Genomic DNA, 12665 nt, shown 5'->3' with positions numbered 1-12665 from the left:
GGGATTCGGGATTCGTTAGGAGCCTGCGCCTGCGTGTTTTCGGGTGTGCGGCATTTCTGAAGTTGGCATGCGGGGTTGCAGTGCTCTCTGCCGTATCGGCGCGAGGCAGCCTCTCCAGGCGATGCTGCGCTACGCACCAACGTGACCTGCAGCTGGTAGTCGAAGTACTGGATGCGATGAGGCGCCGTGCCGGGACGTGGACGTTCGCACCCGAAGGCGCGCGTGGTTGAATAGGGTCTTCTCCGCTGCACGCCTGCCGATGTCCGAGACTCCGCCACCGCGCCGCCCCCTGGCCACGTTCCTGCATGCCACGCCCGCCGCCCCTGCGCTGATTCCGACGCCGGCAGTGCCGCCGGAACAGGCGCCACCCGCGCCGATGACCGAGCTGCCGCCGGCACCTGCCCAGGAACCGATACCGGCACCGCTTGCACCACGGGTCCCAGCACCCGGCAGCGACGTACCTGACACCGCGCGCGGTGGTGGCACGCAGGGTGCGCCGGTAGCCGGCGTCGCCGCCGGTCCAGTCGCAGCGCAGCAGGCGATGGCCAACCAGCACCTCACGACCACACCGCCGGCCGCCCAGGCGCCCCCTGTGGCGCCAGCCATCAAGGCGTCGGCTCCGACTGCGGACGCGTCTGTGGCACCTGTCTCGCCTCTGGCTTCTGCTTCATCCCCTGCCTCGCCGTCGGCGTCTGCCGCACCGCTGGCGTCTGCATCGCCAGCGGTGTCGGCCCAACCACCCGCATCGGCCGAAGACGCCTCTACCGCAGACCTGCACGCCCCTCCGACGACACCTGCCACCGGACGTGCCGACGCTGATGCAACATGGGGGCCGGATGCCACCGCCGTCCATCCGGGCACGCAAGCGCCTGGCGCCACGCCGCTGCTGCCGCTGCCCACGCCCAGTGCCCCGGCGTTTGCACGACGTGGTCTCGGCCGGCCGCGGCTGCGCGCCAGCGGCCGGCAATGGGCACTGCTGGTCGGCCTGGTGGGCGTGCTGGCCCTGCAGATCGTCATCGCCGACCGCGCGCACCTGGCCGGCGACGCACGCTGGCGGCCGGTGGTGAGCGCCGCCTGCACGGTGCTGCGCTGCAGCCTGCCGGCATGGCGCGAACCGGCCGCGCTGACCCTGCTCAACCGCGAGGTGCGGCCGATGCCCGGGATGCCCGGCGTGCTGCAGATCCAGGCCAGTTTCCGCAACGATGCGCGCTGGGCGCAGGCCTGGCCCTGGCTGCAGCTGTCGCTGTCCGACGCCGATGGCCGGGTGATCGGCACGCGCGTGCTGGCCCCGCAGGAGTATCTGGGGCAGGCGCCGGTCGAGCAGGACACGCTCGCACCCGGCCAGGCGGTGCAGGTGGCGTTTCGGGTGCGCGAACCGGCCGCAAGCACGGCTGCCTTCAGCTTCGATTTCCGCTAAGCGGCCGCAACCTGCAACCGATGGCCACATGGGCGTGGCGAGCGGAGAGGCCACGCGCTAGACTCACTTCCCCTCGCCGGCCACGCGCTCCGGCTTCGTGACACCGGGAACTTCTTTTGAACGCAGCCCCTTCTCGTCCTGACAGCAGTCGTGGCGCCCCCAAGTCGCCGCTGCGCGAACACGTGGCGCAGTCCGTGCGCCGTTATCTGCGCGACCTGGACGGCAGCGATGCGGACGACGTGTACGAGATCGTGCTGCGCGAAATGGAAATCCCGTTGTTCGTCGAAGTGCTCAACCACTGCGAAGGCAACCAGAGCCGCGCCGCGGCGATGCTGGGCATCCATCGGGCGACATTGCGCAAGAAGCTCAAAGAGTATGGGCTGACGTAAGCCGGGAATCGGGATTGGGGAATCGGGAATCGTAAGAGCGGCGCTGCAGCGCTGATGGGCGACGTGCGCGATGGTGTGCTCCGGCCTCTACGCCCAGCCATAGCGGATCAGATGGAAGAACACCGGGGCGGCGAAGCACACCGAGTCCAGGCGATCGAGTACGCCGCCGTGGCCTTCGATCATGTGGCCCCAGTCCTTGATGCCGCGATCGCGCTTGATCGCCGACATCACCAGCCCGCCGAAGAAGCCCATCAGGTTGGCCACCAGCGCCAGCCCGAATGCATGCCAGGGCGCGAACGGGGTGATCCACCACAGCGCCATGCCGAGCAGGCTGGCCGACAGCACGCCGCCGATAAAACCCTCCACCGTCTTGGACGGCGACAGCTTCGGCGCGATCAGGTGCCGGCCGGCCAGCTTGCCCCACACATACTGCAACACGTCAGAGGACTGCACCACGATCACCAGGAACGCGATCAGCAGCAGGTTGCGCCCGGCATAGCCGGGGATCTCAAGGTTCAACAAGGCCGGCACGTGCGAGATGCAGAACACGCAGATCATCAGGCCCCATTGTACCTTGGCGGTGCGCTCCAGATAGCGCGTGGTATCGCCGCCGATGGTGGCCAGGATCGGCAGCACTAGGAACGCGTAGACCGGAATCAGCAGCGTGTACATGCCGTACCAGCCGGTCCACACCAGCCCGTACTGCCAGGGCAGCACGATGTAGAACGCCGCCAGCAGCGCATAGTAATCGCCGCGCCGGGTGGGCGTGAGCGTGATGAACTCGCGCAGCGCAAACAGCGACACTAATGCAAACAAGCCGATCACCCCGGCGCGCCCGAAGACGAACGCGATACCGACCACTCCTGCCATGACCCACCACGCGCGAATGCGTGCGACCAGGTTGTCCAGCACTGCGCTCGGGCGTTCGCGTGCGCGCCAACGCAGCGTTTCGGAAATCAGCGTGGCAACGATCAAAACCAGCGCGATGCCGCTGAACAACCACAGCGTCTGCTGATGCATCGAAGACTGCTGCAACTGCCCGCTGTACGGATACAGGCTCATGCGCGCGCCTCCAGCTGGTCCGGTGACAACGCCAGCAGCGCCTCACGCGCACGCGCCAGAAACGCGTCCCTGTCTTCGTCGGCATCCAGCCGCAACGGTGCACCGAAGGTGGTGGTGCACAACAGCGGCAGCGGCAGCCACTTGCCCTTGGGCATCACCCGCTTGAGGTTGTCGATCCACACCGGCACGAACTCCAGTTCCGGGCGTTGCCGCGCCAGGTGATACAGCCCGCTCTTGAACGGCAGCACGCCTTCGTCGGGATTGCGCGTGCCCTCTGGAAACAGGATCAACGAATCGCCGGCATCCACTGCATCGCACAGGCATTCGATCGGGTCGCGGGTGCGCCGCGCCGCATCGCGTTCGATCAGCACGCCATTGAACACCGCATGGATCAGATAGCGCCGCAGCGCAGTGCGTTGCCAGTAGTCGGCCGCGGCCACCGGGCGCACTTCATGCCGCAGGCTGGCCGGCAACGACGACCAGATCAGCACGAAATCGCCGTGGCTGGCATGGTTGCCGTAATACACCCGGCGCTCGTTGGATGGCGCGCAGCCGCGCCACAACGCGCGTGCGCCGGTGAGCGTGCGGATGGCGCCGCTGCAGGCGCGTGCGATCAAGCGGGCAATCATGTCTGCTCCAATGTGCGCACGATCGTGCGCAGCCGTAACACCACCGTCAGCAATGCACCGGCGATCAGCACCGCCAGCGCTCCGATCAGCACCCAGGCCGCGCTGCGCGGCTGGCCCATCCATTGCAGCGGCAGCGCCAGCAGCGCCGCCAGCGACAACCATTGCATGCGCTGCACGCGGCTCATCGGCCCCTGCCGCGGCTCCGGCGTGCCACAGGCCAGGCCCGGCATGCGCACATAGGCGGTGGCCACGCAGCACAGCGCTGCGGCCCATCCCAGCTGCGCGGCCCACGGCAGGCCCGCCTGCAGCCCATACCCCAGGCCCACGCACACCAGCACGTCGGACAGGCGATCCGGCGCGTCGTTATAGACCTCGCCCGCACGCGAGATCATGTGCGCCTGACGCGCCAGCACACCATCCATGCGATTGCACCACAGCCGCCCCTGCAGACCGAGCACCGCCAACAGCAATGGCATCACCCCTTCGCGTGCGGGAGCATTCAAGCCAACGTAGAACATCAGCCCTGCCATGGCGGCAAAGGCGATACCCACCCACGACACGCCATTGGGCGTGGCCCCACGCCCGCGCAAGGCGCGTGCCCAGCGTCGCCGCCATTGCTGCTGTTGCCGTCCGCGTTGCATCAGTCGCCTCCTCCGCCGCAGCCACCGCAGCCGCCACCACCGTCGCCGCCCCCATCACCGCCGTTGTCGCCCCCACCTCCACCACCGCAACTGCCGCTGCCACTGTCACCACCGTGGCCATGCGGCGCACGCAGGCTGTGGTAGTCCGCCCAGGGCGTGCCGATCAGCACCACCGTGCCGTACAGCGCCAATATGTCGCCAGGATCGCCGCCGGTACTCGCGGCATCGCGCGGCTGTGCCTGACGCAGCGCCTCCAGGCGCGCGTCGCCGGTCAGGGTGCGCCGCACGCGCACCAGCGCAAATCCCAGCACCAGCAGCGTGACCAGCACCATCAGGCAGAGCAGATACCCGACCGGGTGATGGTCCTGCACGCCAATGATCAGCTTGCATAGGCCCAGCAGCCACACCAGCGCCACCGGCACGGTGCACGCCAGGCGCACCATGTACGACGCCCAATGGCTCAGCCACAGGCCCTTGTCGATCAGGCGCTGCTGCAGCGGTGCGGCCAGCGCGCGTAACTCGCGCAGGGCCAGCACCGGGTCCTGCGTGCTGCGCAGGATCTGCAGCGCCGGTTCCAGCGCAGGCGGCACCGCCACCTGCGGATGACAGCGCACCCGTTGACGGGCCGGTCGCGCTTCATCGCGATCCAGAGACACGGCATTGCGCACCAACAACGCGGTGAACCACAGGTCGGCCACGCGATCGGCACCGCCGCTCAGATAGGCCAGCTCGCCGGGCTCCAATGCTCCGGCGGTGCGACCGCGCCGCAGCACCCGCCGCAACCCCGCCGCCATTGACCAGGCCAGGCCAATCAGCGTGATGAACACCGGCAGGAAATAGGCGCCGCGCCAGTGCAGCAGTGACACGGCATTGCCATTGGCCGAGCGGCAGACCATCGCCACGATCGCCGCGGCGATTGCCCACCCGATCACCGCACGCGGCGAGCCGCGCCCGGACCGCCGCGGTGTGCCGCGCAAGGCCTGCAAGGTGGTTTCGGCGCTGTCGCCGCGCGCTGGCGGCCACCACCGCGCCGGTGGCTCGCCGAAGTGCAGGCGATAACGTGCCAGCGTCCGCTGGTATTGCGCCCGAAACTGCGCCTGGTCGCCCGCGTCCCCGCGACCGGGTTGATGATGCAGGGTGGTCTGCAGGGCGGTCTCAACTTGCAAGTGCAACACGTGAGTTGAATTGAGCGATCTCTTCTTCCAGCGCCTGGTTCGGCGTCTTCCAGCCAAGCGTCTGCCGTGGCCGGGCGTTCATCAGGTCGGCGACGTTGTTGAGATACTCCTGGCTCGCCTTGGACAAGTCCGCGCCTTTTGGCATGAACTGGCGCAGCAGGCCGTTGGTGTTCTCATTGCTGCCGCGCTGCCAGGGCGCATGTGGATCGGCGAACCAAAGATCGATGTTGAGCCGCTTCATCAGCTCTGGATAACACGTCATCTCGGTTCCGCGGTCATAGGTGAGGCTTCCCAGTAGGAAACGCGGCAGCTTCTTCATCTGTCGCGTGAAGCCCTCCAGCGCATCCTGTGCAGTACAGCCATCCATCTTGCACAGCACCACAAAGCGCGTCTTTCGCTCCACCAGCGTGCCTACGCACGAGCGGTTGAAAGCCCCTTTGATCAGGTCGCCTTCCCAGTGCCCAGGAATCAAGCGCTGCGCCACCTCTTCAGGCCGATGGACGATACGCAGCTCCTCCGGCACCCACGTGCGCTTGGCAGCGGTTGTACGGCGCAAGCCTCGCGTCGGCTTGTGCTGACGAAGCGCCTCCACAAGCTCTTTCTTCAAACCACCACGCGGATGCGCGTAGATAGCGGCGTAGATTGTTTCGTGACTCACGCGTTGACTTGGATCATCCGGATGCATGGCCTTGAGCTTGGCAGCAATTTGCTGGGGCGACCAACGATACAGAACCAAGTCGTCACGCACCTGCTGAAAGAGCGCACTGCCTTCAACAAGCCGGCGCCTTCGAACGCACGCTCTGCGGCGCAGCCGATAGTTGCTGGCTGCGCTGGTTGCCGCATAGACAGGTTCGCCCTGTCGCCTTATCTCGCGCGACAGGGTGGACGCACTGCGATTGAGTCGCCTTGCAATGGAGTTGATGCTCATTCCATTACCGAGTTCAATTTGAAGCAAAGCGCGTTCTTCGGAACCCAGGTGCCTGTACTGTGTGCCCATGCCGCTACCCTACGTCAAAGCGGGGTGTTGCACTTGGAAGTTGAGTCTAAGCAGCACCTGCGGGCAGAACCGCTGCCAGTACTCGCGGGTGTCGGTCAGATGCGTGTGCCAGACCTGATCGACCAGCGGGCTGGGCGTGACATCGCGGGTGTCGGTGCAGGCCAGAAAGCAGAACCGCCGGTACTCTTCCACCAGTTCCTGCGCCTGGGCCACGCTGCAATGCGCCTGCCTGGCCACGCGCTGGATGAAGGCCGGCAGCGCCTGTTCGTCCTCGCCAAAGCGGTCACTGCGCAGCCGTTGCCAGAGCGCCAGCTGCGCCGGCGTGGCCTGCAGCGGCTCGCGCTGCCCGGGGTCTTGCGTGCTGCTCATCGGAGGATCCTCAAGGCCAATGCCGCCGCGAACACCAGCAATTGCGCCATCACGCTTGCCAGCTGCCAGCGCAGCAGGCCACGCATGCCGTTCCAGCGCGCTGCCCAGTCGCGGCTGGATGGCGGTGTCGCCACCAGGCCAACGGCGTGCATCGCTGCATCGAGCTGCTGCGCGGCGTCCTGCTCGCTGCCGCCTTGCCCGAGATGCGCGATCGTGCCCTCCAGCAGATCCGCATCCAGGCCCACCCGAAACGCCCAGTAGCGTTGCACCACGCCAGCAATGGCGCTCAATGCATAGCTGACCTGGATCAACGGCGGCGCGTCGGCGACGCCGAGCAGGGCGATCGCCGCCGCCAGCAGCACCAGCGAAAAGCGATCCAGCGTTGCGCCCTGGCGCAGCACGGCGCGCATGGTGGCCAGCGTCATCAGGGAGGTGGTCATCGCGGTCTCCGGTCGGGCATATCCTCGAAACTGTCGTCGCCACTGCAGGCCGCCACGATGGCCGTGCGATGGGCGCGCCCAAGCACGATCGTCGGGCGCACCGCGTGCAGCTGCGCAATGGCCGCATCCACGTCCCGGGCGCGGCCGCTGCGCACCAGCCAGCTTGCAACGCTGGCCGCACTGCGCGAATAGCCCAGCGCGCAACACACCAGCACCGCCCCCTGGGCGCGGGCGGCTTCGATGGCATCTGCGGCTGCCGCCAGGCTGGCCGGCGCAGGCGGTACCAGATCCAGCATCGGAAGGACCTGGTCGTGCGGGCGTGCCGCGTGCAGCGACAGTTCGGCGCTGAGATCCACCACCGCGGCAAACCCGGCGCGCTGCGCGGGCAGCGGAATGCGGCCTAGCCACACGTCATCGCAGACCTTGCGCGGCAGCGGGTCGCAGCGCGTCCACACCCGCGAGTTGCACCAGGCGGCCAGCAGATACGGCGCGAACAACCAGTGCGCAGCAAGACTCAGCCGCCCATCGCTGCGTTTTTGAAAACCGAGCGGGCCAAGCAAAGCATAGTTCAATGCAACCAGGCCCAGCGACAGGCTCAGCCACAGCGCCCACCAGCCGGCGCCACCGCTCCATCGCGCAAGCGCCATGCTGATGAGCGCGCCCGTCAGGTACGCCGCAGCCAGCTGCCAACGGCGTGCCTCGCGCGCCGGCCGCGCCTGTGCCAAGGGCGCGGCACTGCGCTCGGGCCACAGCCACACGCACAACCAGCCCACCGCCAGTCCGGTAGGGATATCCACGAAGTGATGCTGATAGGTCGTCAGCACCGACACCCCGATCAGCGCGAACCAGCCATGCAGCAGCCAGAGCCATGCGCCGTGCAGATGCTGCCCATAGCGCACCCACAACACCACCAGCAACACGATGTGCAGCGATGGCGCCTGGTTGAAGGGTTTATCGAAGCCCAGCAACACCGCGAACAACCAACCGAATACGCCGTCGGCTTCCGGCCGCACGAAGCTGTAGCGCAACGGCCACAGCAAAAAGCAGGCGACGCAGAGCAGCTGTGCACCGAGCAGGCGCAGCGCATGCGTATCCAGTTCGCGCCGGGTACGGCAGACGAAGAACGAGGCGGCATAGAACAGGTCGATCGACCAATACGGCACGATGGTCCACGGCCAGAACGGCATGCCGTGTTCCCAGTCGAACACCACCGAAGGCACGCTGTCCGCGCACCCGGCCAGGGCATTGGCCAGGCCGTAGCTGAGGAAGAAGAACGGCCCCAGCACTGCCAGCCACAGCGCGGCACGGCCGGTCGGACGCGTGCCTGGCGTCATGCCTGGATCCGCTGCGCCAGCGACACGGTGAAGATGCCGAATGCATCGATACGCTGCGCCAGCTTGCGAAACCCGGCCGCTTCCACCAGGCCATCCATCTCCTGCTGGCTGCGCCGGCGCATCACCCAGGCCACGCCATCGCGGTGACTGGTCAGCGCGCGCGCAATGAACTCCAGTTGCGGATGCCACGGCTGGCCGGTGTAGAGCAGATAGCCACCCGGCTGCACTGCGGCGGCCAGGCCGGCGAGCGAGCGCGCCACCTGATCGTTATCGGCAAACAGCTCGTACAGGCCCGACACCACCGCCAGGGTCGGCGCCGGCTGCACCGCCGCCAATGCCGCCGGGTCGAAGGCATCGCCGTGTTCGAAGCGGGCGATATCACCTGCGCCCAGGGTGCGGATCAACGCACTGCCCTGGGTCACGTTGAGCGGGCTGAAGTCGCGCAGCACGATCGCATCGGCACGGTGCGCACCGCTGCCCAACGCTTCCAGCACGTAGCGGCCATGGCCGGCAGCCACGTCCAGCACGCGCACCGGCTGGTCGGCCTGGCGCAGACGGCTGGCCGCATCGCACAGCAACTCGCCCAGGTGCGCGCCGCGGATACGGATGCCACGCCAGCCGATCGCATCGAGATAATTGCGATCGATCAGGCGACCCAGCAGACCGCGTCCGCGTGCCTGATTGCGATAGATGTAGTCGAGGGTGCTGCCGGAATCGAACCCGGTCTGCAGGCCCAGCGCGATGCCCTCGGAGAGCGTGCCGCCCACGCGCAGGCCGGCACGCACGCCGCGCCAACGCAGATCCTGCAGGCTGTTGCGTTGCGGCGGCCAGGCCAGCCGCTCGGCTTCATCGAAACTGGGCCCGGCACGATGCGCATCGCACAGGTCGGCGCGCATGGGCGGCTGTTCAAAGCGTGCCTGCACGAACGCGCGAATCGGCGCGATCGCCAGCGCGCGGTCGCGCTCGCCCAGGGTGTCGTGGAAGAACCCGGGCAACCAGTGGCGTTGCTTGATCGGCGAGCGCAGGTTTTCGTAAAAGCGGTCCTGCGGGCCGCGATGCACCACGACGTCCGCGCCGGAGACCAGCAACTGGGTCGGCACGGTGATCGCCTGCGCATCGGCCACCACGCGATCTGCCGCCGCGTACAGGCCCAGCAGCACGCGTACCGAGATCGGGCGGGTGATCAACGGGTCGCTGCGGTAGCTTTCCACGCGCTGCGCGTCATGCGTCAACCACTGCGGCTTGACGTAGCTGTTGACGAAGAAATTGCCGCGCAGCGCATGCATGAGCGTCAGCCCTGCGCGTGCGAACGGCACGTACAGCTTGACCTTGAACGCCGGCGAGGCCAGCACCAGCGCGCGCAGTGGTGGCGCGTAGTCGTGCACCCAGGTAGCCGCGACCACCGCGCCCACGCTTTGCGCGATCACCGCGATGTCCTGCACCGCGATGCCGTACACGCTGCCGATGTGCGCGATGAAACTGTCCAGATCGCGCACCAGCGCCTCGAAGCCGGGCGCATCGCCGCGCGCGCCCGGCGAGCGGCCATTGCCGCGCGCATCCCAGGCGAAGAACTGCACATCGGGCAGATCCAGCTCCTCGGCAAGATGCATCACCCGGCCGGAATGCTCATGCCCGCGATGCAGCAGCACTACCGCCTTGGGCGCCGCGCCTGCCGCCGCTGCCGGCCAATGCCGATAAAACAGCGAGGCACCGTCGAAACTGGCGAACTGCCGCTCTACAACCTCACGCATGGGATCATCCTGAAAGAGAACAGTGGTGATGCAGCGGTCGTGCCGATGACGGCGCGGCCGGAGATTTTCTGGGCGACCGCGGCGCGCTCAGCCGGCCGGCGCCTCTGCCAGCCCGGCATGCACCCGCCGCCCTACCGTGGCCAGGCAGGCAATGCACAGCGCCATGGCGACCCAGGTGACGCCACGCGGCCCCAGCAGGCCGCAGGCCAGGCCCAGCCCCACCACGCCGATGACGAAGGCACGGTCGCTCTTGCCCATCGGCCCGTCGTAGCGGCGGCTGGCACCGACCATCAGCCCGAGCACGCCGGCGTATTCGGTCAGCGCCGCCAGCAGCGCAAACAGCCACAGCCAGTGCGTGCCCACGCCCGGCACACCGAGCAGGCTCAAGTACAGCGCTGCATCGGCCACCACGTCGCACACCTCGTTGAGGTAGGCGCCCAGCCGCGACTGCTGGCCGAACTCGCGCGCCAGCATGCCGTCGATGGCATTGAGGCCCATGCGCAGCAGCATCCACACCGGCAGCAGCAGATAGAGCCAGGGCCAGCTGGCGCCGGAGCGGTAGACCACTGCTGCCACCAGCAGCGATACCGCTGCCGCGGTGAGTGTCACCTGGTTGGCGGTGATGCCGCCGCGGTGGAGCGCGCCCACCATGGGCCGCAGCAGCGCCTGGAAGCGTCCCTTCAATGCATAGATCGAGGCCATACGGGGGTGTTGAGTCCATTCGTGCGCTTGCGCAGCCTACAATATCGGCTGCTCCGCTTCGACATCCCCCACCGATGGCCACTGATTTCCTGCCCGTGCGCCGGGCCCTGCTCTCCGTTTCCGACAAGACCGGCCTGATCGACCTGGCCCGCGCGCTGGTGGCGCGCAACGTCGAGCTGCTGTCCACCGGCGGCACCGCCAGGGCGATCCGCGAGGCCGGCCTGCCGGTCAACGATGTGGCCGATCTCACCGGCTTCCCGGAAATGATGGACGGCCGGGTCAAGACCCTGCACCCGCTGGTGCACGGCGGCCTGCTGGGGCGTGCCGGCATCGATGAAGCAGTGATGGCCGAGCACGGCATCGTGCCGATCGACCTGCTGGTGCTGAACCTGTATCCGTTCGAGTCGGTGACGGTGAAGGCCGATTGCACCCTGGCCGACGCGGTGGAAAACATCGACATCGGCGGCCCGGCGATGCTGCGCAGCGCGGCCAAGAATTTCGCGCGCGTGGCCGTGGCCACCGATCCGGCGCAGTACGCCGACCTGCTGGCCGAGCTGGAGGCCAACAACGGCCAGCTGTCGGCGGCCAAGCGCTTTGCGCTGTCGGTGGCCGCGTTCAACCGCGTGGCGCAGTACGACGCGGCGATCAGCAACTATCTGTCGGCGGTGGCCGACAGCGCCGAACCCGTGCCCACGCGCAGCCCGTTCCCGGCGCAGATCAATTCCAACTTCATCAAGGTCATGGACCTGCGCTACGGCGAAAACCCGCACCAGTCCGGCGCGTTCTACCGCGACCTGTATCCGGTGCAGGGCACGCTGGCGACCTTCCAGCAGTTGCAGGGCAAGGAACTGAGCTACAACAACCTGGCCGATGCCGATGCGGCGTGGGAATGCGTGCGCCAATTCGACGCGCCGGCCTGCGTGATCGTCAAGCACGCCAATCCCTGCGGCGTGGCAGTCGGCGTGGCCTGCGGCGATGCCTACGAGCTGGCCTATGCCACCGACCCCACCAGCGCCTTCGGCGGCATCCTGGCCTTCAACAAGACCCTCGATGCAGCCACGGCCAAGGCCATTCTCGATCGCCAGTTCGTCGAAGTGCTGATCGCGCCCGACTACGAGGCCGGCGCGCTGGAATACGCCACCAAGAAAGCCAACGTGCGCGTGCTCAAGATTCCGCACGGTAATGGCCTCAACAACTACGACACCAAGCGGATCGGCTCGGGCCTGTTGATGCAATCGGCCGACAACCGCGGCATGTCGCTGGGCGAATTGAGCGTGGTCACCCAGCGCGCGCCCAGCGAGGCGGAACTGGGCGATCTGCTGTTCGCCTGGCGCGTGGCCAAATACGTCAAGTCCAACGCGATTGTCTACGCCAAGGACAGCCGCACCATTGGCGTGGGCGCCGGGCAGATGAGCCGCGTGGTCAGCGCCAAGATCGCCGCGCTCAAGGCCGAAGAAGCCAAGCTCACGGTGGCCGGCTCGGTGATGGCATCGGATGCGTTCTTCCCGTTCCGCGATGGCATTGATGCTGCGGCCGCGGCCGGCATCAAGGCGGTGATCCAGCCGGGCGGTTCGATGCGCGATGGCGAAGTGATCGCCGCCGCCGACGAACACGGCATCGCGATGGTGTTCACCGGCGTACGGCATTTCAGGCACTGACGTGCCGGGATTCGGGAGTGGGGATTCGGGAGTGGCAACGTCGCTCTGGTCTCTCCTGTTTCCGGTCTCTGCCTTGCTTCAAGCAATCTTCAATCACGACT

Annotated in this window: 11 protein-coding genes and 2 pseudogenes; 3 read left to right on the top strand and 10 right to left on the bottom strand. The window is 67.4% G+C overall.

From position 1 onward, the window contains the following. The first annotated feature begins 259 nt into the window (after positions 1–259). A complete protein-coding gene (locus tag XCSCFBP4642_RS30680; RefSeq protein ID WP_084624395.1) occupies positions 260–1417 on the top strand; it encodes a DUF3426 domain-containing protein in 1158 nt (385 codons plus the stop codon). 116 nt (positions 1418–1533) lie between these two features. Further along, positions 1534–1806 (top strand): DNA-binding transcriptional regulator Fis, encoded by a 273-nt coding sequence (fis, locus tag XCSCFBP4642_RS0103970; RefSeq protein ID WP_011035757.1) that lies wholly within the window; start codon positions 1534–1536, stop codon positions 1804–1806. Between the two features lie 87 nt (positions 1807–1893). On the opposite strand, the gene XCSCFBP4642_RS0103965 is transcribed toward fis, so the two are convergent. From XCSCFBP4642_RS0103965 to XCSCFBP4642_RS0103920, 10 genes and pseudogenes are all read right to left on the bottom strand, one after another. Next, positions 1894–2868, bottom strand: coding sequence for a phosphatidate cytidylyltransferase (locus XCSCFBP4642_RS0103965; RefSeq protein WP_029218640.1), 975 nt, complete (start codon positions 2866–2868; stop codon positions 1894–1896). Then, on the bottom strand, positions 2865–3497 hold the full coding sequence (locus XCSCFBP4642_RS0103960) for a lysophospholipid acyltransferase family protein (RefSeq protein WP_029218639.1): 633 nt from the start codon (positions 3495–3497) through the stop codon (positions 2865–2867). The genes XCSCFBP4642_RS0103965 and XCSCFBP4642_RS0103960 overlap by 4 nt, the downstream gene beginning before the upstream one ends. Continuing rightward, positions 3494–4138, bottom strand: a complete 645-nt coding sequence (locus tag XCSCFBP4642_RS0103955) for a CDP-alcohol phosphatidyltransferase family protein (protein ID WP_029218638.1) — start codon at positions 4136–4138, stop codon at positions 3494–3496. Before XCSCFBP4642_RS0103955 ends, XCSCFBP4642_RS0103960 begins: the two co-directional genes overlap by 4 nt. Next, positions 4138–5286: pseudogene (locus XCSCFBP4642_RS0103950) on the bottom strand (TIGR04222 domain-containing membrane protein); the annotation flags it as partial. The gene XCSCFBP4642_RS0103955 and the pseudogene XCSCFBP4642_RS0103950, both read right to left, overlap by 1 nt. 7 nt (positions 5287–5293) lie before the next feature. Then, entirely contained in the window at positions 5294–6310 is a 1017-nt protein-coding gene (locus tag XCSCFBP4642_RS0103945) for an IS30 family transposase (RefSeq protein WP_029218148.1), read from the bottom strand. 51 nt (positions 6311–6361) lie between these two features. Further along, a pseudogene (locus tag XCSCFBP4642_RS0103940) lies at positions 6362–6679 on the bottom strand (glycine-rich domain-containing protein); the annotation flags it as partial. Beyond that, positions 6676–7119, bottom strand: coding sequence for a hypothetical protein (locus tag XCSCFBP4642_RS0103935; protein WP_029218635.1), 444 nt, complete (start codon positions 7117–7119; stop codon positions 6676–6678). The pseudogene XCSCFBP4642_RS0103940 and the gene XCSCFBP4642_RS0103935, both read right to left, overlap by 4 nt. Further along, complete coding sequence (locus tag XCSCFBP4642_RS0103930) at positions 7116–8453, bottom strand: phosphatase PAP2/dual specificity phosphatase family protein (protein ID WP_029218634.1); 1338 nt, start codon at positions 8451–8453, stop codon at positions 7116–7118. The genes XCSCFBP4642_RS0103935 and XCSCFBP4642_RS0103930 overlap by 4 nt, the downstream gene beginning before the upstream one ends. Continuing rightward, entirely contained in the window at positions 8450–10204 is a 1755-nt protein-coding gene (locus tag XCSCFBP4642_RS0103925; protein WP_029218633.1) for a bifunctional alpha/beta hydrolase/class I SAM-dependent methyltransferase, read from the bottom strand. Before XCSCFBP4642_RS0103925 ends, XCSCFBP4642_RS0103930 begins: the two co-directional genes overlap by 4 nt. Before the next feature lie 87 nt (positions 10205–10291). Further along, on the bottom strand, positions 10292–10906 hold the full coding sequence (locus XCSCFBP4642_RS0103920) for a CDP-alcohol phosphatidyltransferase family protein (RefSeq protein WP_029218632.1): 615 nt from the start codon (positions 10904–10906) through the stop codon (positions 10292–10294). A gap of 74 nt (positions 10907–10980) precedes the next feature. On the opposite strand from XCSCFBP4642_RS0103920, the gene purH reads away from it, so the two are divergent. Then, positions 10981–12564 (top strand): bifunctional phosphoribosylaminoimidazolecarboxamide formyltransferase/IMP cyclohydrolase, encoded by a 1584-nt coding sequence (gene purH / locus XCSCFBP4642_RS0103915; RefSeq protein WP_029218631.1) that lies wholly within the window; start codon positions 10981–10983, stop codon positions 12562–12564. Positions 12565–12665 lie beyond the last annotated feature (101 nt).

This window comes from Xanthomonas cassavae CFBP 4642 (assembly GCF_000454545.1).
Classification (GTDB): domain Bacteria; phylum Pseudomonadota; class Gammaproteobacteria; order Xanthomonadales; family Xanthomonadaceae; genus Xanthomonas; species Xanthomonas cassavae.
Note: the sequence above shows the minus strand (reverse complement) of the source record. Positions and strands in the feature narration are given on the sequence as shown.

Excerpts from the sequence above, each read along its gene's own strand:
- XCSCFBP4642_RS0103930 (WP_029218634.1), bottom strand. The coding sequence starts at position 8,453 with ATGACGCCAGGCACGCGTCCGACCGGCCGTGCCGCGCTGTGGCTGGCA.
- XCSCFBP4642_RS0103935 (WP_029218635.1), bottom strand. The coding sequence starts at position 7,119 with ATGACCACCTCCCTGATGACGCTGGCCACCATGCGCGCCGTGCTGCGC.
- XCSCFBP4642_RS0103925 (WP_029218633.1), bottom strand. The coding sequence starts at position 10,204 with ATGCGTGAGGTTGTAGAGCGGCAGTTCGCCAGTTTCGACGGTGCCTCG.
- purH (WP_029218631.1), top strand. The coding sequence starts at position 10,981 with ATGGCCACTGATTTCCTGCCCGTGCGCCGGGCCCTGCTCTCCGTTTCC.
- XCSCFBP4642_RS30680 (WP_084624395.1), top strand. The coding sequence starts at position 260 with ATGTCCGAGACTCCGCCACCGCGCCGCCCCCTGGCCACGTTCCTGCAT.
- XCSCFBP4642_RS0103965 (WP_029218640.1), bottom strand. The coding sequence starts at position 2,868 with ATGAGCCTGTATCCGTACAGCGGGCAGTTGCAGCAGTCTTCGATGCAT.
- XCSCFBP4642_RS0103945 (WP_029218148.1), bottom strand. The coding sequence starts at position 6,310 with ATGGGCACACAGTACAGGCACCTGGGTTCCGAAGAACGCGCTTTGCTT.
- XCSCFBP4642_RS0103920 (WP_029218632.1), bottom strand. The coding sequence starts at position 10,906 with ATGGCCTCGATCTATGCATTGAAGGGACGCTTCCAGGCGCTGCTGCGG.
- XCSCFBP4642_RS0103960 (WP_029218639.1), bottom strand. The coding sequence starts at position 3,497 with ATGATTGCCCGCTTGATCGCACGCGCCTGCAGCGGCGCCATCCGCACG.
- XCSCFBP4642_RS0103955 (WP_029218638.1), bottom strand. The coding sequence starts at position 4,138 with ATGCAACGCGGACGGCAACAGCAGCAATGGCGGCGACGCTGGGCACGC.